This is a genomic window from Colwellia sp. PAMC 21821 (assembly GCF_002077175.1).
In the GTDB taxonomy this organism is placed as follows: domain Bacteria; phylum Pseudomonadota; class Gammaproteobacteria; order Enterobacterales; family Alteromonadaceae; genus Cognaticolwellia.
This window is the reverse complement of record NZ_CP014943.1, coordinates 1,594,275-1,619,158: the sequence shown is the minus strand read 5'-3', so window position 1 is coordinate 1,619,158 and position 24,884 is coordinate 1,594,275. Positions and strand designations below refer to the sequence as shown.

Sequence of the window (24,884 nt, the reverse complement as noted above, 5' to 3'; positions counted from 1 at the left end):
AAGCTTGATTATAGGCGTTTAATCCGAACAAAAATGGAATTTAAATCACCATAGAAATGAAGTCAGTAATACTTTTTTCAGCTATGTTAATATTGACTTCATCATCTATGACTTTACCCATTATCGCAGCGCCCAAAGGTGACTCTGGCGTTATAACAACAATAGTAATAGTGTCAATCTGCATGGCCAATTTACAGCGATAACCGCCAGCGACTGGCGCCAGAAAAAACCACTGCTGTTTATCAATATCTCTTTCTAACTGCACAACTGAACCAATATTTATCTCTAGCTTAGGCTTCAACGCTGCTAAAGGGATATTTTGCAAACGTTTGATGGCGTATTTAATTTCATCGACCCGTCTAGATTGACCTTCTGCCAAGTAGCTTTGCTCGATTGCCAAAGTGTCATATTGTGTTTCAGCGACAGACTGATCGTCGGTAGCTGCCTTATGAGCATTATTTGCAGCAACTAATGCGAGCGCTAATTCTTTTTGTAATTGTTCAGTGACTTGGTCAATGATGATATTTTTGTCGATGTAGATAACACTTCTCTTTTTTGTTGTAACCGATTGCTATAACGCAGCATACGTAGAATATATCGAAAGTAAACTAGTGCTTTGTGCAATCTAGATGTCAGCCGATTATTGCTGCTATCTGACAGGTGTCAAAATAAAGCTTGAGTTTTATCTTACGAGCAGATATTTTATATATTAATAAGCTCGACCAAAAAATATGAACTAGCTTTAGATAACACCATTGCTATAAATTAGAATAATACCAGTTTCATTTATTAGGTGATCCACTTTATACGTAGGAAAAATGGTCAAATACAAGGCATTTATTTTAATAACTAGTTGTTCTCATTATTAAATAAATAACACAGTAGTTGATCATTGTAACCAGTATAAATGATCAGATAATAAATAAGATGGGTATAACAACCAAAAAGTGACTTAACATGAATGATAATGCTGCCTTTCCACATTTATTAGCGCCATTAGATTTAGGCTTTACCTCCTTAGCTAACAGAACCTTAATGGGCTCAATGCATACCGGTCTTGAAGAGGAAAAGGGTGGCTTTGATAAACTCGCCGCATTCTATGAAGCGCGTGCAAAAGGTGGTGTAGGTTTAATTGTTACCGGTGGTATTAGCCCAAATTTACGCGGGCGTTTAGCGCCTTTAGGTTGTGAGCTAAGCAAATTTTGGCACGTAGGCAAGCATAAAAAAATCACTTCAGCCGTACATAAATATCCAACAAAAATTTGTTTGCAGTTACTACATGCAGGCAGATATTCGTACCACCCGTTCAGTGTTTCAGCCAGTAAAGTTAAGTCACCGATTAACCCTTTTACGCCCAAAGCTATGTCAGTGCGCCAAATTAAAGGCACGATTAAAGACTTTGCCCATTCGGCTAAGCTGGCAAAAAGAGCCGGTTATGACGGTGTGGAAATTATGGGCTCTGAAGGTTACCTCATAAACCAATTTAGCTGTGTCAAAGTCAATAAACGCACCGATGAATGGGGCGGCAGCATTGAAAATAGAATGCGCTTAGCCATTGAAACTATTCGTGCTGTACGGGCAAGTGCCGGTAATGAATTTATTATAATATTCCGTTTATCTATGCTTGATTTAGTTGACGGCGGCAACAGCTGGCAAGACGTGGTGACTATGGCTAAAGCGGTTGAAGCCGCTGGCGCAACGTTAATTAATACCGGTATTGGTTGGCACGAAGCGCGTGTTCCAACTATTTCAACATCAGTGCCACGTGCAGCATTTACGTGGATCACCGAGCGAATGAAAAAAGAGGTATCGGTACCATTAATTACCACAAACCGCATTAATACCCCTGAAGTCGCAGAAAAAATATTATCTTCAGGCCAAGCCGATATGGTGTCGATGGCACGGCCATTTTTAGCCGATGAAAACTTTGTTGCTAAAGCCGCGGCAAATAAAAGTGATGAAATTAATACCTGTATTGGGTGTAACCAAGCGTGTTTAGATCATGTATTTAAGCAGCAACGCGCGTCATGTTTAGTTAATCCTGCCGCCTGTTATGAAACCGAATTAACCTTTGAAAAAACAAACACCAAGAAAAAAATTGCCGTGGTTGGCGCAGGGCCCGCAGGACTAGCCTTTAGTGTTTATGCCGCTCAACGTGGTCATAATGTCGAAATATTTGACCGTGGTAGTGAAATTGGCGGCCAGTTTAACTATGCCAAGCAAATACCGGGTAAAGAAGAGTTTTTTGAGACCTTACGTTACTTTAATAAGCAAATTGAACTGTTGGGCATAACGCTACATTTAAATCAGCAGCAAAGTGCAGAACAATTAGCCGCTGCAGGCTTTGACGAAATTGTATTAGCAACAGGTATTGTACCCAGAGCGCTTGATATCAAAGGTATCGATCACGAAAAAGTAAAATCTTATATTCAAGTATTACGCGATAAAGAACCTATAGGTAAGCGCGTTGCCATTATTGGCGCCGGTGGTATTGGATTTGATGTGGCTGAGTTTTTAGTCGAAGAAGAGTCGTTGACTACAAATCCTGAAAAGTGGCTACAAAACTGGGGCGTAGATAAAAACTACCAAGAAAATGGTGGTTTATCAGGTGCACCTGTACAAGAAGCGCCAAGTCGTGAAATTTACTTACTGCAACGTAAAGCCACAAAAGTGGGCGCAGGTTTAGGTAAAACTACGGGTTGGATCCATCGCGCGACCTTACAAAAAAATGGTGTGAAAATGTTAGCTGGCGTTACTTATGACGAGGTTAATGATGATGGTTTAGTGATTTCTGTTGATGGAGAACAGCAAACCTTGAAAGTAGATCACATTATTATTTGTGCGGGACAAGAATCTGAACGCAGCCTTTATCATCAGCTGGAAGCCCAAGGTATAAGTGCACATTTGATTGGCGGGGCGAACGTCGCTGCAGAACTTGATGCAAAACGAGCTATTAGGCAAGCAGCAGAGCTAGCCGCGAAAATATAATTGCTTCACTCGAGAAAGAAGGTGTTGTTAAAGTGGCTATAAACCTTGAACAACACCTTAATATTCTGTTTTAAAGCAAAAAAAGCATAATAAAGCATAATAAAGTTAAGTTTAATGATAGGTTAAGCCTGTAAAGCCAAAGTGTTGCACATACTGGCATTAATATTTCTCAACTCGCAGAAGATCTTGCGGTACAATTAGCTCAGTTTACTTTAAAGAAATAAATAACCAGATTGAATGAATAAAAATAAAACTCTTAATTTAGCCATCGTGCTAGCGGATATCCGATAATATGGTAACCGTTAATTCTACTGCTGGTATTGCAGCCTCAGATATAGACATTGCCCACAGTGCCGCTGATTTTAAACAGCTACTCTTGGCAGAAATTTCCCAGGCAAAATCACGCATTTATATTTCTGCGCTTTATATACAAGACGATGCGGCTGGCAGAGAAGTATTAGCCGCTTTATATCAAGCAAAGCAAAAAACTCCCACAGTAGATATTTGTTTGTTTGTAGATTTTCACCGTGCACAACGTGGATTGATTGGTGACAAAGCATCGGGTGGTAATCGTGATCTTTATTTAGCACTTGAACAACAGCATCAAGTTTCAATTAATATTTATGGTGTGCCCGTTAAGCGTAAAGAATTACTCGGTGTGTTGCATTTAAAAGGCATGGTGATCGACAACGTGCTGCTTTATTCTGGCGCCAGTATTAATGATATATACCTGCAACAAGCAGAGCGATACCGCCTTGATCGCTACTATCGCTTAAATAACCAAGCCTTAGCTGATAATTTTTGCCAATATCTCCAGCGCTACTTCATTGATTCAAACTTGGCCCCACTATTAAACCAAGGGGAGTTACCAGACAACAAGGTAGTAAAACGTAATATTCTTCGTTTAACTCGCTTATTAAAATCGTCAAAATATCGCCCTTTCAGTGCCAGTGAAATTGGTACTGAATCTACTAATATTCAAGCCTCGATGTTTGTTGGCTGTGGTCGCAGGGGTAACCAATTAAACCGGGTGATCCGAGATTTAGTGCGCAGCAGTCGTAATACATTAGTTATTTTTACGCCTTACTTTAACTTACCCAAGCCTTTATTAAGAGACCTAGATGCCGCGTTAAAACGAGGTGTTAAAGTCACCTTGACCGTAGGTGATAAAAAAGCCAACGACTTTTATAATGCCGATGAAGCAACATTTTCAACGGTTGAAATTGTGCCTTATATTTATGAGCGTTTACTCGCGAGCTTTTTAGCTAAACGTCAAAAATATTTAGACAATGGCACTTTATCGCTGCGTTTATGGCAGCACGATAATAACAGCTTCCATTTAAAGGGCTTGGTCGTTGATGAACGATATCACTTGTTGACGGGCAGTAACCTTAATCCAAGAGCTTGGGCGTTAGATTTGGAAAATGGTATCTTACTTGATGACGAAAATGGTGAGATAGCGAATAAATTTGCTGAGGAGTTTAAGCGTATTACCCAAAATACAAAAGTCATACGTCAAGCGTCTGAGATTGAAAGTGTGCAAAACTACCCTGAAAAGCCTCGTAAACTTCTGAAAAGACTACGTATGACGCAAGTAGATAGATTGCTAAAACGTTTTCTTTAGCATTTAGTTTCAATAAAAAGTTCTAATACAAAGTTTTACAAGCTTAGCGGCTAAAAAGCATAATGTTTCATTATGCTTTTTTTATTTTTGCACAGGTAAGAAAGGCTTTGGTGGTAATATCGTGTCGAGTTGGGCATGTTGGTATTCGTCAATATTAAGAAAATACTGCTTTAATGTGCCATCAGCAACTAACTTGATAATTTGCTGGTCATAAAGTTTTTTAAGTTTTTCACCTTTAGCTGAATGGCTAAAAGCTAGATATAAAGGCTCTTCAGTCCCTATGACCTGGTGACTATAACGGTTGTCGGGGTCTGCTAAATATAAATTGATTTGATAGGCAACGGCAATATCTACGCGTTTTTTTTCAATCAGCTTAGCCACATTATCAATGTAGCCTACGCCATAAAAATGACTACTGCTGGGTAAAAATTTTTGTAGACCATAATCTTTTTTACCCGCTACAGTTAGGCCAGCTAAGTCATCAATACCTTTAATGTTATGAACGTTTTTATCAAAAATAGCATACAGCGGATATTCAATATCTAGATGATGCTGTGGAAAAAGCAGCTTTCGATTTTTGTCTTTATAGCTGCCAACAAGTATATCTGCACGTCTCGTTTCTACTAAATTTAGCGCACGACTCCAGCTAGTTGATATAAATTCCAATTGATAGTGCTTTCCATACACCGCTCTTACGATATCCCAGTATGTACCTGTACCATCAGCGTTGGTATATTCCTGCCATTCTTCACTTGCAACGGTTAATACCGGTAACGGTTGTGCTGCAAAGCTATGACCCATGAAAAGAGCCGCAATACATATAATTATTTTATCCATAAAATATTAATTAGTTCCGTTAAAATGAGTTTGACAGCTCAATACTTCCGCCAACGTTATAGCATTTATAAGTAGCATGACTACTGACTAAATTTTATGCCTTGTCATTAGCCATTTTTCCTCATTAAAAAGTAGAACACTTAGTTAATGAAATTGGTATAACTTTATTTTTCAAAAAGTGTTAATAACCAATGGCTGAGCACGTGAAAAATCATTTGCTAACTTGAGGTATATATTTGCTGGGCCGGATTAAAGCTCATCCAAGACGTTAGCACATACTTATTCGATGAAATTGGTATATTACCTCGGTGTGTATGAGTAAAGCCGCACGGAGCAATAATCATGCTGCCGGCCTTAGGCTTAATACTTTTATGTTGATAATAAAAGTCTGTTTCGCCACCTTCTTCAACGTCATTTAAATAAATTATAAACAGTAGCACTCTATGCAGCGCTTTATTCTCACCCAGTTGTGGAAATATTTCCGAGTGCCAATAGCCATAGTTCCCTTTGCCTTGCTCATACCGCTGGCCATTTACAGGCGCCAAATTGAACAAATACTTTATCAAATTAAATAAATTTGGTTTGCCAACTTCTTCAAAGTTATCGACTGTTAATACGACTGGCTGTTTAGTTTTAGGGTGTTGAACGGTTAATGAAATGCCGCCAATTAAGCTAAAGAAATATTTGCCAATATAATCGGTAATATGCTCGCCGCAGGCTTGTAAAATGGTTTGCAATGCCGGCTGAAATTCAGCATGTTGGTTGAGGTAAATATCTTGACTGAGTTTTTTTGTGGTATCAACGCCGTTACCCGTTCTTCCAGGTACTTTATGTTTGCTGTTATCAAAATCTTGAATAAATTTTTCACAAAACTCTCGGCTAAGTGCATTAGGGTATACTTCAATAAAATCTGTCATGGTTATATTCTTATTATTAATCCGAGCTCAGCATACAATAAACTGCCACTAATTTAATTACCTTGTCGATAAATCTCTGTAGAATGTTGTCATAAATTTTATTTACAAAGTATTTACCACGGTTGTTTTAGTCACGATAAATCAACCTATTAAAAGTATACACTTTGTGATTTAAATACAAATATTTCGAAAAAAAAAGTAGAGAATCATAATGATTAAAGAAAATATAAAGCCAAGATTTTGTGAAACTGATGGTTTAGGTCATATCAACAATACCGTAGTTGCACAATGGTTTGAAGGCGCTAGAGATCCTGTTTTTAAATGGTTTACCCCTGATTTAAGTTTAAAAAATTGGAAGTTAATTTTAGCTAAAACCACCGTTGAATTTCATGCTGAATTACAATATGGCGCTGATGTAGAATTAAAAACATTTATTAGCCGCATTGGCAATAGCTCTTTTGATGTGTATCAAGAAGCATGGCAGGAAGATAAAAAATGTGCGTCGGGTACCGCTGTTATGGTGCACTTTGACCATCAAACTAAAAAGTCGCAAAAAATTTCAGATGAGACTATTAGTCTTATGAAAGAGCACTTTTTTGCCTAAACAGTATTATAAATACTAGGAATGTATTGTCAGACTGAACATCATTAAGATGAATGGTTGAGCGCACTAAAAGCCAGCGAGTGCTCTTAAAATAACGCTAATCATGTGCATCGTAATTTGCTTAAGTTGGATAAAATATTTAATAAAAAAAACGTAAATCTAGCGTAATTTTTTACATCTAATGATAGAATCTGTTTATCGTTATTAAAAATAAATATTCTGAGCGAGCTGACGCTCAGAAAGTGTTAAATTGGTAAAGTAATACTTTACTGCAAATATAGGATTTTGTTCATGGCTGGTGTCAATAAAGTAATAATTTTAGGTAACTTAGGGAAAGACCCTGAAGTACGTTTTATGCCTAACGGTGGTGGGGTAGCTAACCTTACTATTGCAACTTCTGAAAGTTGGAAAGACAAGCAAACGGGTGAACAAAAAGAAAAAACTGAATGGCACCGTGTAGTCATGTTCGGAAAACTTGCTGAAATCGCCGGTGAATATTTAAAGAAAGGCTCTAAAGTTTATATTGAAGGTGCTTTGCAAACACGTAAGTGGCAAAACCAGCAAGGCCAAGACCAATATACCACTGAAATTGTAGTTCAAGGTTTTAACGGCACTATGCAGATGTTAGATTCACGTGGTGGCAGCGGTGCTGGTGCAGGTGGTTTTAATCAACAAGCGCCTCAACAATCAGGTGGTTTCCAACAGCAAGCTGCTGCACCACAACAAAGTGGCGGATACAATCAGCAAGCAGCGCCACAACAAGCTTATAATAAACCTGCTCAACAAAGTGGTGGATTTCAACAACCAGCACAACAGCAGTCAGCTCCACAACAATCGGGTGGTTTCCAACAACAGTCTGCACCTCAACAACAGTCTGGTGGTTTTCAACAGCAACAAGGTGGCTTTCAACAGAATGCACCGAAAGTAAACCCTCAAGAACCAACCATTGATTTTGATGACGACATCCCGTTCTGATCAAAGACAAAATGATAAATGTTTAAAAATAAATAAATAAAGCCCTGTTTTACAGGGCTTTTTTGTTTCAAATGATCAAAATAATACTTCGTTAATACAATTTTTTTCATTATGCATTGAAGGCTTTTTCTCTTAAACAATAGACGCTGAAAATACAGTTAAATAATCTTTAACTACGATTTAATCGACATTGATCTTTAAAGGTTTTTCGCGAGTTTATGCTCACTTACTGATATGTTCACTATGCTCGTTATTGTTAACTTATCATTGGCATAGATCATTTGTTGAGTGCGCGTATGTGCCCATGATTGAGCAATGCAACAAATACACTTCCGCCAAAAGCATTACCTAATAATATCACTACAATTGTAACAGCTATATCACTTACAGCAATGGCGTTTGATGTAAAAAGAGCAACGAATAATTCAACTGATCCAGCAATAGAGTGATGCAAACCACCGACACCAATGACAAAGGTAACAATGTAAATACACAGAATTTGGCTGGCTGTTGAAGAAGTAGATAAAATGGTCCAAGCACCAAGCGCCATAAGCCAACCAGCGAGAATTGCACTGACAAGCAAAGTACTATATTCGTAAGCTAACATGTGTTGTGCGATAACAAGGTAGCCATCTGCTGCATGAATTACATCGTCTGCAGCGCTAAGTAATCCAGCACTTATTAATCCACCGAATAAGTTGCCTGAAATTACAATCGCCCATAATTTAAGCATAACGGTTAAGTTAGCGCGTTTGTCTAGTATTGGATAAAAAGCGGTAGCGGTGTGCTCGGTAAATAGCTGAGTACCGCTGAGTATGCATAAAATAAAGCCTAATGGATAAACAAGTGCTACCAAAATACGATTAAAGCCAGAATCTAGGTCTCCAACAATCGTCGTCATAACACCCACTGCCATGACGGTAAAGCAAATGATCATACCTGCAGCAATAGCGGAGAGAAATAGTGATAAACCTGGTCGAACTAACTGTTCAAGACCTTCTTCTATTGCTTTCTCCAAAATATCATCAGGATGGCGTAGGGTTTCGTCCGTGCGTTTAATTATAACGGGCACATATTCGCCGCTCTCTTTTACACGTTCTTTACTTCGCTCTGCAGTATGTTCTTCGAAAAGTGGCTCGCCATCAGCTGAGACAATTTTAGGCACTTCATCGTCATTTATTTCGTTCATTTTAGATCGCTTATTTTATGGCGTTTTGGTTATTTCATGAGTATTACAATATTCGTTCCAAAACTATCGGTTACACTTATTTAGTATAATATTAATCGGGCTGATTTGTTGAATACTTGGCGCGCATTATTAGATTGAGAAAAAAGTACCTTTGTTTTACTGGGGCTCACATCTATTATGGTTTAGTTGAAACACTTATTTAAGCAAGTAGAGGTATACTTTTTTCTTGGCTATAATCATCAGTAGTTATCGTTCTTAAATCAATGATGATACATATGAGCCTTTTATAGTCGCTTAGTAACGTAAAGACAAAAATCAATATATAAATTAAATATACGTCAGTAAAGCTACATGAGTAAAGTATTAAATTTACGATAAGAAGCTAGTACTTTTGTAACACCTTTTTCTCATTTTATGCTCGCTAATTAAACTAATGAATAGTTTCACTTGATGGCAACTCGTGACAGTGGAAGAGAAGTATAATGTGATCATATTGTTGGCATAATGGGCGTAAAAATTACTTTAAAGGTGTAAATATTACATTGGTAAGAAATGAAATCCGCAATCTGCTCAAGGGCGATTTTATTTAATTTTTTAGTGGGATCAACACCGGAAGTTTAGGCATGCTTATTACTGTATTAAGTAGAGCAACTGCGATTATTGCCAAGTAGCATAAATTCACGTCAATTAGCTTATAATTTATGTATGTAATGACCCGCTATTATTATTTTTAAAATCTAAGTATTTCCATCGCTGCTATATGCGAGTAACTCGATGTATTTATCATGAATAATGGTTACAAATAGTAGGCATTAAATTTGCTTATACTAATAATATTAATCGCTTTGTATTTAGGTAGTGATCTTTTCTGCTTATAGTCAAATTAAAACCTAATAGTTATTGAGAGTGCACAAGATGGAATTTACCCAATTATCTAATGAATTATCGATAATGTTTCAGCATACGCTTGAAAAACTTCCAACAATTATATTGGGATTAGTTATATTCTCGGTCTTTTTTATTATCGCAAGACCCTTATCAACCATGCTTACACGTCCATTACAAAAGCGTAATGGCAGCCGTCTTATTTTAGTGGTGGTACGTCGAATAATAAGTCTTGCTGTGATCTTGGTCGGTTTATACATTTTAATGAGGTTAGCTGGGCTAACACAATTTGCCGTAGCACTATTAAGTGGTACAGGTGTGCTTGGTCTTATTGTCGGCTTTGCATTTAAAGATATCGCAGAAAACTTTCTCTCCAGTTTACTTTTGAGTGTTCAGCGACCATTTAAGCTAGGCGATATTGTTGAAGTTGAGGGCTATTTAGGTGTGGTAAAAAAAATGACTTCACGAGCTACTACCTTAGTTGATTTTAACGGTGATCACATTCAAGTGCCTAATGCTACTATTTATAAAAATGCGATTCGAAACCTGACCGCTAACCCTAACATGCGCGGAACCTTTGTAATTGGTATTGGTTATGATGCGGACGTAAACCAAGCACAAGCAATCGCTCTTGAGATTATGAGTACGCTTGATGTAGTTCTACAAGAACCTGAGCCACAAGTTCTTGTCGACTCACTTGGTTCATCAACCTGTAATTTACGTTTATACTTCTGGGTTAATAATGAGCAGAATAGCCAGGCGAAAGTAGCATCGGTTTTAATGAAAAGAGTGGTATTGGCGTATACAGAAAATGGCATTTCAATGCCTGATGATGCGAGAGAACGGGTGATTGTTAATGCTGAAGCTCACACTCAAAATCAAAAAAATCAATCTGTAAATCCAAGTGTTACGCAGGTGACGATTACCGAAGTTAGTGATGATACTAGCAGCGATAATGATGATTTACGCAAGCAAGCTAATGAATCAAGGGATCCAGAGGAAGGCAAAAACATTTTGTAGAAAAGTTCTCGATATAGGAAAATTTTTGTAGACTAGTCAAATTTCCCTATTTTTTAAGGCGCATATTCAGTGAGAAAATATAATAGTAATTGAAATAAATAACCCATCATCTTAGAGTAGTCTAAAACGCTTATATCTGCTTTATTCACATCGCCGTTCCTAGCTATCTCGTAAGTGGTTCTGCATTACATTAATAACTTACATCCATATAAGCACATGTACAAATGCTTAAGTAAACTTTTATGTTGATACAAGAACTTATACCAATTGAAATAAATAATCGATCATTTTAAGGCAGTTTAAATCGTCAATAACTGCGTTGTTTTCAATCGCAATAGCCCGCTATTACTCGACAATTGCTCCTGCATTGTTCTACTTACCGGCATCCATGCCCTAATCAATAAAACGCCTTGCCTGCAGGGATAATGGTATGGACCCACTCCAACTTTATTTCCGGCCTCTTTAGGGCCAAAATGAAAGTGATAACAATCATTTATAAAAGCGGAGTGGATCAACATGAAGATTACTACAATCGGTTTAGACATTGCAAAATCAATTTTTCACATGTTCGCTGTGAATAAAAATGGGCGATTTGTAAAAAAGAAACAATTAAGAAGAAAACAAGTGTTGAGTTTCATGGCAACATTAGAGCCTTGCCTAATTGTAATGGAAGCTTGTGGCAGTGCGAACTACTGGGCTAGAAAATTTATTGAATTGGGGCACCAAGTAAAACTTATTGCGCCTCAATATGTAAAACCCTTCGTTAAAGGCAATAAAAATGATTATAACGATGCCGAAGGTATTGCAGAGGCAGCGCAACGCCCGACCATGAGGTTTGTGCCAATTAAATCGATAGAACAACAAGATATTCAAAACTTCCATCGACAACGTGAACGCATAAAGAAAGAACGTAAAGCATTAGCAAGTCAGATACGAGGCTTGTTAGGAGAATATGGCATTGTCATCAATAAAGGTATTTCTGCAATTCGCAATGAACTGCCGGATATTTTAGAGGATGCGACAAATGAGTTAACGTATTTAAGTCGGGAGATATTTAATGAGTTATGGCTTGAATTTCAAGTCACAGAAGTGAAGTTTAAAGCGTGTGAAGTTCGCTTAAACACGATGAATAAAGAAAATGAAATATGTGTTCGCTTAGATGAAATATTAGGTATTGGAGCAATCACAGCTAGCGCTACTTATGCAGCTGCAGGAGATGGAAAAGACTTTGTAAATGGTCGACATTTTTCGGCATGGCTTGGGCTTGTTCCTGGGCAGCATTCAACGGGTGGAAAGGCCACCTTACTCGGTATAAGTAAACGCGGTAATAGTTATTTAAGAACACTATACATCCACGGGGCCCGGGCAGTATTAAGGCACAGTGAAAACAAAACTGACCGATTTAGTTTGTGGGCACAAGCGTTAAAATCCCGACGAGGACACAACAAAGCATGCGTTGCTGTGGCGAATAAAATAGCAAGAATGGCTTGGGTAATAATGGCTAAGGGGGAAAGTTATCGCCCGGCTATATAAATAAAGCTCAAAACTGAAGCAAGTTAGATTGGTTTCAGTGATGAGATAACAGTAAAACCCTTTTACTTCAGTTGCAAAAGATAAATTAATCGGATGGTAAGATAGTCAGACTGGCTTGCACAAAACCTGGTACCTGCATTGGCTAATAAAAAAGCCGGAGGGATGATGAGGAGTGTGAGCGCAAACAACCATCGGGCCAGAAGGTAAAAATCCTTCATAAACAGGCCGGATATATGAGAGCAATGATTTTCTCTTACATAACGATTAAATGTCTTGCAAACGGAGTGGGTCCATATATGCAGGTACTTATGTTTAGTCTGGAACAATAAACATGTATTCTTGAACAATTTATCCTCGCTTAAAATTGGTCAATAACTTATTACATTTGGTATTATATTAGTCTAGAACAATAAAAATGTGCTTTTGAATATTTATTCTTAATTTAACCAGTATGATTTTTGTAGCAAAGATTTGTTTAATAAGTAATTCACATTGGGATCAATAGTTGTTTTAAGGCTATTTCTAAAGTGGGATACTGAAACTTAAAGTTATTGCTAAGCAGTTTTTTTGGTATAACATTCTGTCCATACAAAATTAAATCTGCTGATTCTCCCATTAATATTCTTAATACAAAACCAGGAACCCTAAATATACAAGGTCGTCCAAGTACGGCACTTAAGGTTTCTGAAAACTCCTGATTGCACACTGGCATAGGGGCAGTGGCATTAATAGCTCCAGACAATGAAGGTTGGTAAATGGCCGCTAATAAAACCGCAACCATGTCATCAATATGTATCCACGACATAAATTGCTCACCACTGGCGATGGGACCGCCAAGGCCAAGTTTGAATGGCAGTAACATTTTTTCTAAAGCACCGCCGTTATTGGCTAAAACAATGCCCGTTCTTATCAGGCAAACGCGGGTTTGTTCAGATTCAGCTTGTAGCGCTATTTTCTCCCACTTATGACAAATATGATGACTAAATTCGTCATGTATATCTTGATAGCTCTCATCGATTGCTACAGCGCCTTGACGACCATAAAAGCCGATAGCACTTCCAGATATAAAACTATGAGGCGGTTTGGTCGCGGCTTGTATTTTTTCTACTAAGTCTTGGGTTATTTGCCAGCGACTTTGGCAAATAATAGCTTTTTGCGCACTTGACCACCTTTTATCAACAATGGCTTCACCGGCTAAATTGACTACAACATCAAGTTCATTAAAGTCTACATCGTCAATGGTTGTGATTAATTCAATATTGTCAGGGAGTAACTTTGTTATTTTTTCTGGACTACGCGTTAACACAATAATGCGTTCGGCATTCAAATGTTGGATCAGTGCTTGTCCAATCAGTCCGCTACCGCCTGTGATCAAAATATTCATCATTGCTCCTTGGATTTAAATTGCAACCCATACCATTGTCACTAATTATCTAATTATTTATGCGGGTTAAAATAGTCAACTACTGCGTTACTCATTTAATCATTATAGCTGCATAGATAAGCTTATTAGTAATGCCGGATAATTCGGTCATGAATAACGCGCTAATATCATAGACATCTAATGTATATGCCTAATATTGATACCTAATGCATGTTGGGCTATTTTCTAAGCCTACAATAGGCCACCTTATGTATAAAATTGTAATTACTATTAAGCTAGTTACTGCTTATAGATACCGACAGATTCAATTTATGGATCACATTTAATCCCAGCCTGACTTATTATCTGAACACTTATACGGGTTTAAATAGCCAACTACTGCGTTATTTATTTAATACTTATAAACGCTAGTTATACCAATTGAAATAAATAATCGATCATTTTAAGGCGGTTTAAATCGTCAATAACTGCGTTGTTTTCAATCCCAATAGCCAGCTATTACTCAATCAAACGCCTTATTCTTGAACAATTTATCCTCGCTTAAAATTGGTCAATAACTTATTACATTTGGTATTACAACCAGTTGATTAATTAACTGCTCATTTTTAAAGGTTAAAATAAATAATTACGGCGTTATAAAATTTATAAGTAGCATAACTACTGACTACATTTTATGCCTTGTAGTTATCCATTTTTCCTCATGAAAAAGTAGATCACTTAATTAATGAAATTGCTAAAACATGTAAAGGAGAATTATAGCGACTGGTATCGTAAATAAAACGTGGGCAATAAAAAAGCTCCCGAGGGAGCTTTCATTACTAGGTAAGCCGAATAGAAAACTTAGTAGTAGGTATCTTCTTTGTTGTGCGCTTGAGGATCTTCAATAATCTCTTCAAAGCCGACTTCAAAACTGTTATTACTATCAGTATTTGCCATATAAATAGTGCGGGTTGAACCATCGATCCAAGTAACTGTACCGCTACCTTTTTTACTACCGCATTTCATACCGATATGTATGTCGTTAAATTCCATCGTTTCCTCCTCGTTTGTTGTCGAACATCGAACTGTGCTTTCGATTAAGCAAACTATGTTATTTACTTAGAATATCTATTCTTGAAATAGTTCAAATATTCTGCAGATAACGTGCTTTTTTTCAACGTGAGCGCTTTATTATAGAGAGAAAAATATTCATATCTAGTTATTTTTAAGGTTGGGCGCTAATACCTAAAACAGCCGGCTTGCTAGCCCCTGTTACAGCTGGGATGTTGCCATAAATTTTTTTATCAAATGCTAAGGCTAACCAAGCGAATGCCATGGCTTCTAATGAATCACTATTTATGTTTTTTGTATGAGTATTCACTATTGAATGCTTGGTAAGTTTTTGATTTAATAGTGAAACCAAGTAGTCATTTTCGATACCACCACCACAAAGGTATACGTCAGACTTCGTACTTAATTGCTCTATTTCTTGTGTGATACTTTCTGCGGTTAATGCGGTTAATGTTGCTTGAATATCCGCAGGAGGTAATGTGCTTTTATCCGTGAATTGTGCCAACCATTGCGTGTTAAAATACTCTCGCCCGGTGCTTTTAGGCGCGGGTTGAGCGAAGTAAGGGTCGCTTAACATTGCCTGTAGTAGATTATGGCAAATGTTACCTGAATTAGCCCACTGGCCATTAGCGTCATATCGGCCTGATTGATGCTGTGCAAACCAATAGTCCATCAACGCATTGCCGGGACCAGTGTCAAAACCGATGGTTTTATGTGGCGCATTTGAGGGAAGAAAGGTGATGTTTGCAATGCCGCCGATATTGACCACAAAAACATCTTTTTCAGTTGAGCCAAAAATGGCTTGATGAAAAGCAGGCACCAGTGGCGCCCCTTGGCCGCCTAAGGCAATATCTTTCGTTCTAAAGTCACCTACCACGCGAATACCAGTTAGTAATGCTAAGGTTTGTAAACAGCCTATTTGTAAGGTAAAAGGCGTTGTTATTTGTTGATTTTTAACCGGGCGATGCCGAATAGTTTGACCATGACATCCAATGGCGGTGATATCCGCTGCAGCTAAATTTTCTTGCTGTAAAAATTTTGTAACCGCTTGAGCAAATTGTTGTGCTAATTCCATATCGAGACTACCAGCACGGTCAATTTCATTGGCACTTGCGTTATACAAAGTCATTATTTTCTGCTGAGTGTTGTTATCGTAAGCTTGATAATAACTGGCGAGTAAATTCGCCCCGTTAGCTTGTTGCTGTTGTTCACCGTCAAATTCAACCAAAGCCAGATCAATGCCGTCAGCGCTAGTGCCGGACATTAGGCCAATATAGCGTAATTTATTATTCATATTATTGTGCGCTACTATTGCTTGGTTGCATGCTAAGCATCATGTGACGTGAACTTGATAATTCTGCAATGCGTTGAGCTGCTATCGCATCAAATTTTTGTTTAAATTTGCTGCTAATAGGTTTTGCATCTGGCAGTTTCACCGTTCTAGGGTTGCGATGTACACCGTTAAGTAAAAACTCATAATGTAAATGCGGCGCTTCTGACATGCCCGTTGAACCAACATAACCGATAACTTGACCTTGTTTAACACGTTCACCTTGTTTAACGGCGCGTTTAGAAAAATGTAAGTACTTAGTCACAATACCATTACCGTGTTGAATAAAAACATAATTACCATTGTATTTATTGTAAGTTGAATGGGTAACTCTGCCATTACCAGCGGCTACAACAGGCGTACCTTGCTTAGCGCTGTAATCAGTACCGTTATGTGATTTCCAGCGTTTTTGTATTGGATGAAAACGCTTACGTTTAAAGTTCGAACTAATATATCGAAAGCTGACCGGCGCCCGTAAAAATGCTTTACGCATGCTTCTGCCATCAGGAGAATAATACTCACCGTCAGTAAAGCGTATAGCTTGAAAAGATTCACCTTGATTAATAAACTCTGCCGCAACTATGTTGCCAGTGCCAATAAAATCACCTTCAACATATTGGTTTTCATAGATAACATTAAAACTGTCACCTTCACGAATATCCATGGCAAAATCGATGTCCCAGCCGAATACATTAGCTAGGCTAATAATTTGTCCATCATTTAAACCGGCCGAAGATGCAGCATTCCAAAAATTAGATTTAATTGTGCCGTGTGCAATAGCTTCTCGAACTTCTACCGTTTTACTTTCTTTGTAAGCATGGTATTGCTGATTTTGTAAATTGACGAATAACGTCTCGTATTTTGATAGCGGATATTCAAGTGAGACTAAGTTACCCTCACTGTCTTTACCTATGCGCATAATGTCGTCAACACGGAGCTTTTTCAGTAGCTCACTGTCATCACCTTTAGCGGTGATCACATTATGGGTTGTGGTGGCGTTTAAGCCATTGCGTTTAAATATTTTTGCCAGCGAGTCACCACTTTTTACCTTGACTGAATGCCAGTCTAATTGAGCCGCGTCTTCTTCAATATTACTGGGCAGAACCCTAGTTGGCTCTTGGATAATATTTACTGGCTCGATGGGCTGAATAGGTAATTGAATATTATCGGGCGTAACAATGCCACTTGTTTGCTCTGGCATAGCTACTTGATAGCGTTCTCCGACGATAAATTCGCCATGAGTACTCGACGTTACTTGCTTACTACTTTTTAACGGTACCATTAATAAAATCAGTACCACGGCAGCACATGAAGTAATAATTATCTGGTGCTGTTTTGGTAAGGCAAAATATAAATTTTTTATATTTTTCAAAAAGCTAAGACCTATAAAAGAAATGTTAATACGAAAACTATCGTCTACTATAACAAAATAATATCATGCTAAACAATGATAGGGTTTTCACCACCGTTAAAAGTACAGTAGAATTCGACAATTAATTATAAATATCAACCAAACTGGTTTATTAATCTGTTTGGTTTATAACTCTTGTTGGAGCCTAAGTAAATGTCAGATGTAAGCCAAGCGTTTGAAGAAATAAAACGCGGTGCAGAAGAAATTCTGCTTGAAGACGAATTGTTGGAAAAATTGAAAAAAGGAAAGCCGCTAAAAATTAAAGCGGGTTTTGATCCAACAGCACCAGATTTACATTTTGGTCATACCGTATTGCTAAATAAGTTGCGTCAGTTTCAGCAGCAAGGCCATGAAGTTATTTTCTTAATTGGTGACTTTACTGGCATGATTGGTGACCCGAGTGGAAAAAACGTTACGCGTAAGCCGTTAACCAAAGAAGATGTTTTATCAAACGCTGAAACTTATAAAGAACAAGTATTTAAAATTTTAGACCCCGAGAAAACTACCATTGCATTTAACTCTACGTGGATGGATAAACTTGGTGCTGCAGGTATGTTAAAACTTGCTTCTCGCCAAACTGTTGCTCGTATGATGGAACGCGACGATTTCAAAAAACGCTATAGCAGCGGCCAAGCTATTGCCATTCATGAATTTATGTATCCGTTAGTGCAAGGTTGGGATTCTGTTGCATTAGAAGCAGACGTTGAATTAGGCGGTACCGACCAAAAGTTTAATTTATTAATGGGTCGTGAATTACAAAAGTCTGAAGGTCAACGACCGCAGACCGTACTTATGATGCCGTTATTAGAAGGTTTAGACGGCGTACAGAAAATGTCTAAGTCATTAAATAACTACATAGGCATTACCGATGAGCCAAACGATATGTTTGGTAAAATAATGTCAATTTCTGACGATTTAATGTGGCGTTACTACGAGCTACTTAGCTTTAAGCCGATTGATGTTATTAATGGTTATAAAGAGCAAATTGCGGCAGGTTCAAACCCTCGTGATGTCAAAATTGATTTAGCTAAAGAGTTAATCGAACGTTTTCATGACGAAGCTGCAGCAGAAGCGGCTCATCAAGAGTTTATTAACCGTTTTCAAAAAGGCGCTATGCCTGACGATATCGCAGAAATGGATATCGTTGCTGAAAATGGTGAAATAGCCATTGCAAACCTATTAAAAGAAGCTGGTTTAGTCGCCAGTACTTCAGAAGCTATGCGTATGATCAAACAAGGTGCGGCTAAAATTGAAGGCGAAAAAATTACTGATAATAAATTAGTGATTAATACCGGCACAACAGCCATTTACCAAGTAGGTAAACGTAAATTTGCTAAAGTAACAGTGAAGTAAATTTACTTCGTAAATGCGTTTTTGAGCAAAAAGCCAGTACCAGTTACTGGCTTTTTTTTGACAGAATATACGATATATAGCGGTTGAATAGACGCCCTTAGCCATTTCGATAATTGCTACTGCATTGCGCTAATATTTATGTCATCAAACGTTATAGCCGCATGGGTATCGATATAAAACGTAACGTTGATATTGGAAAAGTTGTAATTTAAAAACAGCTAGGTAATCTAGTGTCATTATTTCTTGTTTGAGTCACCATGATAAATAGTCGATTACTTAGCTGTTTAGCGTTACTAATCTGCCTTGCTGCTTGTTCATCTATTAACAGTGCTACTACGTCTTTTCGAGATGGCTTTGATTTTTCGACCGTTGAAAGCTATAGCACTTACGGACGTAATTCCGCTTTTGGTGATTTACAAAACCTCAATGATACTATCCGTAACACTATCGAACTGGCTATTGAACAAGGCTTTGACGAAAATGGCTTTCGCTATAAAATTTCTGAAAATGCCGATGTTATGATTGCTTATCACCTGCTTAATCAGAACCTTGCCGAACTTAATAAATATAATCAACAAGTAAAATACTGTGGTTATTGCTTAAATGGAGGAAAAAATTCCCGCGTAGAGTTAGAAACAAAGCTCCGCCCAGGGAGTTTAATCCTAGATATAATAGACCCGAAAAGTCAGCGCTCGGTCTGGCGAAGTGTTTATCCTTTAGGCTTTAAAGCACAAGATAATAGCCAAGAAATGCAGAAAAAAATTAGCAACGCGGTTGATAGTATGTTGCGCGATTATCCTCGCGGTCAAAATATTAGCCAAGTTATTAACGATAAAGGAGAGTTTGTATAATGGCAAAATGGTTAGCTATTACACTTTTTACGATGATTTGTTTTATGGTCATTTTACTTGGCTTAGGCTATTTACTGTCGGAAAATGAAAAAACCACCACCGTACTGAAAGCGCAATTGGCGCAACAGACTCAGTTAAATCAGAAAAAAACTGATCAACGCAATAATCTTAATGCTTATGCTAAGGCAGAAACCGCGGCTGAAACAATGCCAAAGCAAAGCGAGGCTGAAATAATGCAAGCGTTTGAAAATACGCTAATTAATAACTTAACTTGCGTAACGTTAGCACAATGTAAGATAGTGACAGTTAAATTCAAAAATACTGACTGTAAGCTAGCCAGTAATATTATTGGTGCATCACAGCTGAAAAAATAGCCACACACACCATCAAAATGGATAACTGTCCAAGAGTAGAACCGCAAAATGAACTGGCTTGTCAGCAAAATATTTGCAGCTTAGTTAATGTTGCCAATTAATATTGCCAATTAATTATAAGTACTAGCGCTACAATTGTTTTATAGACCATTTAGTAGTCTTAATTATTACTGGCGGAATATGACAAACCCTCAAAATAATAGCCTTAGTATAATCGACTTTATAATTGTCGACCAAACGAGCATATTGAATGGCTTTGGGTATATAATAAGGCATTGTTTTTTATAAATTGTATGTAATATGACCTTTCCCGACGACGAAACAGGCCAAGTTTTAGCTGAAATGCAAGCTGCAGGCATTAATTTAAATGAAATGCACAACGTAGTGTTTTTTCAGTTATTTGAACAAGAACTACAAGCGAAAGCTATGGTCGAGCATTTAGCTGAAAAAGCACCAGAGATGATCGTAACGCTAGAACCAGACGAGTTACCTAATGTTTGGGATTTAAACTGTACGGTGACCATGATACCAAGTTACGAAGCCATAGTGGCGCAAGAAGCTGAGTTTGAATTGCTTGCGGCAAAGTTTAAAGGCTTTAATGATGGTTGGGGGATTGAGGCTTAATTGCTTCTCGAACTTAATCAGAGTTGAATAGCTTTATGTTTTCTTAAGTAAAAAAATTTATAGTTATTTGAGATTGTGTGATATTAATATCATACAATTAAATTAATTTTTGTAAATTTATGGTGCTAGCTTTACTCAAACCTATCCATAATATGGTGCTTTAGGCACAAGGAGTATTAAATCATGTTAAATAAATACCTGTCACTTTCTCTTCTAGTTTTATTAACCGCTTGTGGCGCGACCCAACCACCACCATACCAAAAAGACAGAGCTCCTGAAGATAGAGACCAATACAGCGGTGCTGAAGGTTTAAGGCAGCAACAACAAGACCAAACACATCTGATTAACAAAGAACTAGACGATAAGTGTAATGCTGCCAAACTAGACCTAGCGATGGCTGAACAAGAAAGTAATACCGGCGAAATTCACCAACAAATTGAATTAATTAACAGTATGTGTATATCAGAAGAATAACGGACTTATGACTAGATTGAGTATTTCCACCTAAGTCACAAAAGAGGGAGGTCCGCTTTTGTGACTTAAACGGGATGTTTGGTTTTGTCGCTTAGTAAAGCAAGTAGTAGCAGCGATGAGCTTTTACTATTATTTAGAATACAGAAAGTTGTAATACGTTTTAAAAGAATGCAGTTTGTATGCTGAAGTATTTTATTTGGTTTCTCAGTGACTACTTTAGCTGAATAATCGGTAGTAATTTCTGTTATTAAATCAAGTTATACCTTAGAGGTTAGCGATAAAGAATTTGATTCAAAACCTTTACTAAATGAACTTAAAAAACAAGAAGTGCAAAACGTATTGCTAGCTGTTGATGTCTTTATAGTCGCGTTATTTTAGCCAAGGCATACTTAGCCAATTACTTTTAAAACCATCTGCTTAACAGGAATTAGTAACATAAGACAGGCAGTTGTAAGGAGCTGTGACAATTTCGTGATAGTTGAAAAAGTATTGCTGCCAATCATCAAGATTAATACACTTTTGACCTAATAATGACATCTATCATACCCTCGTGATTTATACCTAGTGGCTACTATTTAAGTGCAATTTACCTAACCGTTTTATATCAATAAACCAAGCAAGGAGTACTAGTTATAGGCTGGTGTAACACGTGTTATTATATTTTATAATTCATAGGGGATGTCCAAGCTGTCTTTTTTAAGGGGTAGGAGGCTTTAGTATACGTCAGGATAAAAAATGAAGAATGAAATTTATCACTGGAAGGTATCTCCAGGTTATTTATAGTCGAGTTTTGTATCAGGTTTTAAGTTGTAAGAATCTTAGGGCGTATTTTATAATAAATTTATTAACTCGTATTAACTCGTATTAACTCGTATTAACTCGTATTAACTCGTATTAACTCGTATTCAATGGTTTTAGTTGTAACAAAACGCCCTTTAAATAAAAGGCGTTTTCAATATCAAACAATAGATTTAACTCAAATTAATAAATAAATTACTAATCTTTACAGTAAGTTATTTACTTTTTTATTACTTCTAGTGCATCGTCTTCAGCTACTTTTTTACCATATTTATTAATATAGTAATTAAATTCTTTTTCACTAACAACATTGTCCTTGTTGGTATCGATGTAACCGAAATGTTTCGAGATTTCATCGTCATCAGCTTCTTCAACTGAAATGTAGCCATTGCTATCATTGTCTAGTGAAGCAAAGCTATTTTCGATACGATCGAATTTTTTTATTTTTGACTCGAAAGCAGAATCTGTAATTTCAGCATTATCAGCAACTTCACCTGTGTGTAATTTTACGTAGTTATCAAATTCAACACGGCTAATATTGCCATCTTTGTCAGTATCTATTTTAGAAAAATGATCCCAAATGTCGTCATCATCGGCTTCTGCTTTAGAGATGTAGCCATCTTTGTCGTTATCTAAACTGGCGAAGTCACTGCCAATTTTATCTATTTGACTTGAGCATGCTGGAAGATAAAACATTGCCGTGATGGCTGTAGATAAGATTAGTTTATTCATGTTAATACTCCAAATTGGTTATCATTTGCTTCGAGATATTTGAATAAGTTATTTAAAAATAAGTCATTCAATTTACGTCGAAATTAATTATTACAGTGATAACTGTTATTCAACATGTGTGCCAACTCTTAAGTCACTGAAATTAATTCAGTTATTTTATTTTTTATTTTTGTGAAATGATATTCTCTGAAATATTTACAATAAATTGTAAATATTGGACTCAGTAGGAAGTGGAAGAATTAGCTGCTAATGTTATTTTTAAGATGTCCCCCCTTACAAAAATAATATCTATACATGTGCAATAGTGCTTAATGTAAGAGCTTGTTTGTGTTATCAAAGCTCAGGCTTATTGCTAAAGAGAATGAATGGATAGCTAGTCTGAATGTCTCTGATAGATGAAAGGTTATCCTGAAGCCAGTTACATTTAATTATGTATGTTCATCGGAAAAATTTATTGATAAAATGCTCGTAAAGGTGACTGTCAAATAAAGTCGTAAAGTTAGTAAGCTAGGTCGTGGCCATTAACAATCGTATAATATGTCGATTTGGAAAAATTATTAATTTTTACCCAGTAATTGTATTTTTAACAAAGAAACGCGTCAGTGATTATAGGCAATATTAAACTTATCAAAATTTCATGTTGTTCATTGATTTGGGTACATCCCAGGCTAACACTGTTTTAGGATTAGCCTTAATTTTGCAAATAGAAAGCAAAAAATCCAAACTGTACACACGAGTTTGTAGGACACAGTAATTTTTGTAGTACAAAGAAATTAATGAGGAGTGGCAATGCCAAAAAAAATAAAGTACTACATTATCATTTTACCTCTGGTACTCATTGCCTGCTTGTACTTTTTGGGGCAAATAGAATTTCGAGATAATAAATATGGTTTATCTGAAATTAGATTATTTGATTTATCTTTCGGTTTAACAAAGACATTTGATGACGGCCCTTATATTTTTATTGAACAGAATGAATTGGTTGAAAAATCAATTGTTGCAGGGAAAGTAATTGTGCGTAGCCTACCTAAAGGAACTTTTCCAGTAAGCTATGCGGATGAAAAAAATATTTTTACAAATATACCTGAAATTGCAGCGATAAGTGATATTCATGGTCAGTATGGTATTTTGATCAATATTCTAAAAAAAAATAATATTATTGATGATAACTTAAATTGGTCATTTGGAGATGGACATTTTGTTATCGCAGGAGATATTTTTGATAGAGGCGCCGAAGTTCTTGACGTACTTTGGTTTATTTATAATTTAGAAAAACAAGCAGAAGATAGTGGTGGTAAAGTTCATTATTTACTGGGTAATCATGAGTATATGGTTTTACATGGGAATTTGAAATGGCTAAACGGGATATACCATCATACGGCTAAATTGCTCGAGGTTGAATATCAATCACTATTTAATGAACATACTATATTAGGTGCTTGGTTAAGAGCAAAGTCCACGATTATTAAGATTAACGATGTTGTTTATGTTCATGGCGGTATTTCAAAAGAATTTTTAAGTCATAATTACGATTTAGAAACCATCAATGATATGTATAGAAAGAGTATCGATTTAACGGCTCAAGAAATTGAAAACAGTCGCGAGTATTCTTTATTACATAGTAAATTAAGCCCCATTTGGTACAGAGGATATTTCAAAACTTTTTTACTTGATGCAATTTCAAGTAAGGACGTAAATGAAGTGCTAACGCTTTTGAAGGTTAATAAAATAGTTGTAGGTCATACGTCAGGTAAAGAAGTAACGCGATTAACAAACGGTGAAGTTTATGCTATTGACTCTAGTATAAAGAAAGGTATAACAGGCGATATTCTTTTCATTAACGAATCAGGTGTATACCGTGGCTCATACACAGGTGAAAGAACTAAACTCTAGGTTATAGGGAATTAAATGTACATAGAGTTATAATTTCG

21 protein-coding genes are annotated in these 24,884 nt (G+C 36.8%); 12 read left to right on the top strand and 9 right to left on the bottom strand.

All coding sequences use genetic code 11. The features are described from left to right. Nucleotides 1–40: 40 nt before the first annotated feature. Nucleotides 41–379, bottom strand: coding sequence for a GreA/GreB family elongation factor (locus A3Q33_RS06845; RefSeq protein ID WP_231295798.1), 339 nt, complete (start codon nucleotides 377–379; stop codon nucleotides 41–43). 578 nt (nucleotides 380–957) lie between these two features. Here A3Q33_RS06845 and A3Q33_RS06840 point away from each other — a divergent pair. Together A3Q33_RS06840 and pssA are read left to right on the top strand one after the other, a co-directional pair. After that, nucleotides 958–2,988, top strand: a complete 2,031-nt coding sequence (locus A3Q33_RS06840; RefSeq protein ID WP_081179302.1) for an NADPH-dependent 2,4-dienoyl-CoA reductase — start codon at nucleotides 958–960, stop codon at nucleotides 2,986–2,988. A 292-nt stretch (nucleotides 2,989–3,280) separates the two neighbouring features. Continuing rightward, nucleotides 3,281–4,612 carry a CDP-diacylglycerol--serine O-phosphatidyltransferase gene (gene pssA, locus A3Q33_RS06835; RefSeq protein ID WP_081179301.1) on the top strand — a complete coding sequence of 444 codons (1,332 nt, stop codon included), beginning with the start codon at nucleotides 3,281–3,283 and terminating at the stop codon, nucleotides 4,610–4,612. A gap of 81 nt (nucleotides 4,613–4,693) precedes the next feature. On the opposite strand, the gene A3Q33_RS06830 is transcribed toward pssA, so the two are convergent. Beyond that, nucleotides 4,694–5,449 carry a substrate-binding periplasmic protein gene (locus A3Q33_RS06830; protein ID WP_081179300.1) on the bottom strand — a complete coding sequence of 252 codons (756 nt, stop codon included), beginning with the start codon at nucleotides 5,447–5,449 and terminating at the stop codon, nucleotides 4,694–4,696. Nucleotides 5,450–5,667: 218 nt separating this feature from the next. Next, nucleotides 5,668–6,366, bottom strand: a complete 699-nt coding sequence (locus A3Q33_RS06825) for a 2OG-Fe(II) oxygenase (protein ID WP_081179299.1) — start codon at nucleotides 6,364–6,366, stop codon at nucleotides 5,668–5,670. A gap of 211 nt (nucleotides 6,367–6,577) precedes the next feature. On the opposite strand from A3Q33_RS06825, the gene A3Q33_RS06820 reads away from it, so the two are divergent. Together A3Q33_RS06820 and ssb are read left to right on the top strand one after the other, a co-directional pair. Beyond that, on the top strand, nucleotides 6,578–6,970 hold the full coding sequence (locus tag A3Q33_RS06820) for an acyl-CoA thioesterase (RefSeq protein ID WP_081179298.1): 393 nt from the start codon (nucleotides 6,578–6,580) through the stop codon (nucleotides 6,968–6,970). Nucleotides 6,971–7,261: 291 nt separating this feature from the next. Next, the gene (gene ssb / locus A3Q33_RS06815) at nucleotides 7,262–7,945 is read left to right on the top strand and encodes a single-stranded DNA-binding protein (RefSeq protein WP_081179297.1); all 684 of its coding nucleotides are present in this window, start codon (nucleotides 7,262–7,264) and stop codon (nucleotides 7,943–7,945) included. Nucleotides 7,946–8,222: 277 nt separating this feature from the next. Here ssb and A3Q33_RS06810 read toward each other — a convergent pair whose 3' ends face one another. After that, entirely contained in the window at nucleotides 8,223–9,134 is a 912-nt protein-coding gene (locus A3Q33_RS06810; protein WP_081179296.1) for a formate/nitrite transporter family protein, read from the bottom strand. Nucleotides 9,135–10,049: 915 nt separating this feature from the next. On the opposite strand from A3Q33_RS06810, the gene A3Q33_RS06805 reads away from it, so the two are divergent. Both A3Q33_RS06805 and A3Q33_RS06800 read left to right on the top strand, forming a co-directional pair. Continuing rightward, on the top strand, nucleotides 10,050–11,039 hold the full coding sequence (locus A3Q33_RS06805) for a mechanosensitive ion channel family protein (RefSeq protein ID WP_081179295.1): 990 nt from the start codon (nucleotides 10,050–10,052) through the stop codon (nucleotides 11,037–11,039). Nucleotides 11,040–11,555: 516 nt separating this feature from the next. Next, the gene (locus A3Q33_RS06800) at nucleotides 11,556–12,572 is read left to right on the top strand and encodes an IS110 family RNA-guided transposase (RefSeq protein ID WP_081178157.1); all 1,017 of its coding nucleotides are present in this window, start codon (nucleotides 11,556–11,558) and stop codon (nucleotides 12,570–12,572) included. A gap of 487 nt (nucleotides 12,573–13,059) precedes the next feature. On the opposite strand, the gene A3Q33_RS06795 is transcribed toward A3Q33_RS06800, so the two are convergent. From A3Q33_RS06795 to A3Q33_RS06780, 4 genes are all read right to left on the bottom strand, one after another. Further along, the gene (locus A3Q33_RS06795) at nucleotides 13,060–13,956 is read right to left on the bottom strand and encodes a TIGR01777 family oxidoreductase (RefSeq protein ID WP_081179294.1); all 897 of its coding nucleotides are present in this window, start codon (nucleotides 13,954–13,956) and stop codon (nucleotides 13,060–13,062) included. An 840-nt stretch (nucleotides 13,957–14,796) separates the two neighbouring features. Next, nucleotides 14,797–14,988, bottom strand: coding sequence for a hypothetical protein (locus A3Q33_RS06790; protein WP_081150193.1), 192 nt, complete (start codon nucleotides 14,986–14,988; stop codon nucleotides 14,797–14,799). A 172-nt stretch (nucleotides 14,989–15,160) separates the two neighbouring features. Further along, a complete protein-coding gene (locus tag A3Q33_RS06785) occupies nucleotides 15,161–16,300 on the bottom strand; it encodes an anhydro-N-acetylmuramic acid kinase (RefSeq protein ID WP_081179293.1) in 1,140 nt (379 codons plus the stop codon). 1 nt (nucleotide 16,301) lies between these two features. Next, complete coding sequence (locus A3Q33_RS06780; RefSeq protein ID WP_231295797.1) at nucleotides 16,302–17,708, bottom strand: OapA family protein; 1,407 nt, start codon at nucleotides 17,706–17,708, stop codon at nucleotides 16,302–16,304. Between the two features lie 192 nt (nucleotides 17,709–17,900). Between A3Q33_RS06780 and tyrS the strand changes: the two genes are divergently transcribed. The 5 genes from tyrS to A3Q33_RS06755 all read left to right on the top strand — a co-directional run bounded on the left by tyrS (nucleotide 17,901) and on the right by A3Q33_RS06755 (nucleotide 21,423). Then, complete coding sequence (tyrS, locus tag A3Q33_RS06775; RefSeq protein WP_081179292.1) at nucleotides 17,901–19,100, top strand: tyrosine--tRNA ligase; 1,200 nt, start codon at nucleotides 17,901–17,903, stop codon at nucleotides 19,098–19,100. A 257-nt stretch (nucleotides 19,101–19,357) separates the two neighbouring features. Then, on the top strand, nucleotides 19,358–19,951 hold the full coding sequence (locus tag A3Q33_RS06770; protein ID WP_081179291.1) for a DUF4136 domain-containing protein: 594 nt from the start codon (nucleotides 19,358–19,360) through the stop codon (nucleotides 19,949–19,951). Continuing rightward, nucleotides 19,951–20,325 (top strand): hypothetical protein, encoded by a 375-nt coding sequence (locus A3Q33_RS06765; RefSeq protein ID WP_081179290.1) that lies wholly within the window; start codon nucleotides 19,951–19,953, stop codon nucleotides 20,323–20,325. Before A3Q33_RS06770 ends, A3Q33_RS06765 begins: the two co-directional genes overlap by 1 nt. 300 nt (nucleotides 20,326–20,625) lie before the next feature. Beyond that, the gene (locus A3Q33_RS06760; protein WP_081179289.1) at nucleotides 20,626–20,949 is read left to right on the top strand and encodes a ribonuclease E inhibitor RraB; all 324 of its coding nucleotides are present in this window, start codon (nucleotides 20,626–20,628) and stop codon (nucleotides 20,947–20,949) included. 183 nt (nucleotides 20,950–21,132) lie between these two features. Next, the gene (locus A3Q33_RS06755; protein WP_081179288.1) at nucleotides 21,133–21,423 is read left to right on the top strand and encodes a hypothetical protein; all 291 of its coding nucleotides are present in this window, start codon (nucleotides 21,133–21,135) and stop codon (nucleotides 21,421–21,423) included. Between the two features lie 1,017 nt (nucleotides 21,424–22,440). On the opposite strand, the gene A3Q33_RS06750 is transcribed toward A3Q33_RS06755, so the two are convergent. After that, the gene (locus tag A3Q33_RS06750; RefSeq protein ID WP_081179287.1) at nucleotides 22,441–22,953 is read right to left on the bottom strand and encodes an EF-hand domain-containing protein; all 513 of its coding nucleotides are present in this window, start codon (nucleotides 22,951–22,953) and stop codon (nucleotides 22,441–22,443) included. Nucleotides 22,954–23,742: 789 nt separating this feature from the next. On the opposite strand from A3Q33_RS06750, the gene A3Q33_RS06745 reads away from it, so the two are divergent. Further along, nucleotides 23,743–24,846: a metallophosphoesterase gene (locus A3Q33_RS06745; protein WP_081179286.1), complete on the top strand. Its 1,104-nt coding sequence runs from the start codon at nucleotides 23,743–23,745 to the stop codon at nucleotides 24,844–24,846. Nucleotides 24,847–24,884 lie beyond the last annotated feature (38 nt).

What these genes read in the sequence shown, in the direction of transcription:
- A3Q33_RS06770 (WP_081179291.1), top strand. Translation starts at nt 19,358, where the DNA reads ATGATAAATAGTCGATTACTTAGCTGTTTAGCGTTACTAATCTGCCTT.
- A3Q33_RS06800 (WP_081178157.1), top strand. Translation starts at nt 11,556, where the DNA reads ATGAAGATTACTACAATCGGTTTAGACATTGCAAAATCAATTTTTCAC.
- A3Q33_RS06765 (WP_081179290.1), top strand. Translation starts at nt 19,951, where the DNA reads ATGGCAAAATGGTTAGCTATTACACTTTTTACGATGATTTGTTTTATG.
- A3Q33_RS06825 (WP_081179299.1), bottom strand. Translation starts at nt 6,366, where the DNA reads ATGACAGATTTTATTGAAGTATACCCTAATGCACTTAGCCGAGAGTTT.
- A3Q33_RS06795 (WP_081179294.1), bottom strand. Translation starts at nt 13,956, where the DNA reads ATGAATATTTTGATCACAGGCGGTAGCGGACTGATTGGACAAGCACTG.
- tyrS (WP_081179292.1), top strand. Translation starts at nt 17,901, where the DNA reads ATGTCAGATGTAAGCCAAGCGTTTGAAGAAATAAAACGCGGTGCAGAA.
- pssA (WP_081179301.1), top strand. Translation starts at nt 3,281, where the DNA reads ATGGTAACCGTTAATTCTACTGCTGGTATTGCAGCCTCAGATATAGAC.
- A3Q33_RS06810 (WP_081179296.1), bottom strand. Translation starts at nt 9,134, where the DNA reads ATGAACGAAATAAATGACGATGAAGTGCCTAAAATTGTCTCAGCTGAT.
- A3Q33_RS06750 (WP_081179287.1), bottom strand. Translation starts at nt 22,953, where the DNA reads ATGAATAAACTAATCTTATCTACAGCCATCACGGCAATGTTTTATCTT.
- A3Q33_RS06790 (WP_081150193.1), bottom strand. Translation starts at nt 14,988, where the DNA reads ATGGAATTTAACGACATACATATCGGTATGAAATGCGGTAGTAAAAAA.
- A3Q33_RS06840 (WP_081179302.1), top strand. Translation starts at nt 958, where the DNA reads ATGAATGATAATGCTGCCTTTCCACATTTATTAGCGCCATTAGATTTA.
- A3Q33_RS06755 (WP_081179288.1), top strand. Translation starts at nt 21,133, where the DNA reads ATGTTAAATAAATACCTGTCACTTTCTCTTCTAGTTTTATTAACCGCT.
- A3Q33_RS06745 (WP_081179286.1), top strand. Translation starts at nt 23,743, where the DNA reads ATGCCAAAAAAAATAAAGTACTACATTATCATTTTACCTCTGGTACTC.
- A3Q33_RS06760 (WP_081179289.1), top strand. Translation starts at nt 20,626, where the DNA reads ATGACCTTTCCCGACGACGAAACAGGCCAAGTTTTAGCTGAAATGCAA.
- A3Q33_RS06805 (WP_081179295.1), top strand. Translation starts at nt 10,050, where the DNA reads ATGGAATTTACCCAATTATCTAATGAATTATCGATAATGTTTCAGCAT.
- ssb (WP_081179297.1), top strand. Translation starts at nt 7,262, where the DNA reads ATGGCTGGTGTCAATAAAGTAATAATTTTAGGTAACTTAGGGAAAGAC.
- A3Q33_RS06820 (WP_081179298.1), top strand. Translation starts at nt 6,578, where the DNA reads ATGATTAAAGAAAATATAAAGCCAAGATTTTGTGAAACTGATGGTTTA.
- A3Q33_RS06785 (WP_081179293.1), bottom strand. Translation starts at nt 16,300, where the DNA reads ATGAATAATAAATTACGCTATATTGGCCTAATGTCCGGCACTAGCGCT.
- A3Q33_RS06830 (WP_081179300.1), bottom strand. Translation starts at nt 5,449, where the DNA reads ATGGATAAAATAATTATATGTATTGCGGCTCTTTTCATGGGTCATAGC.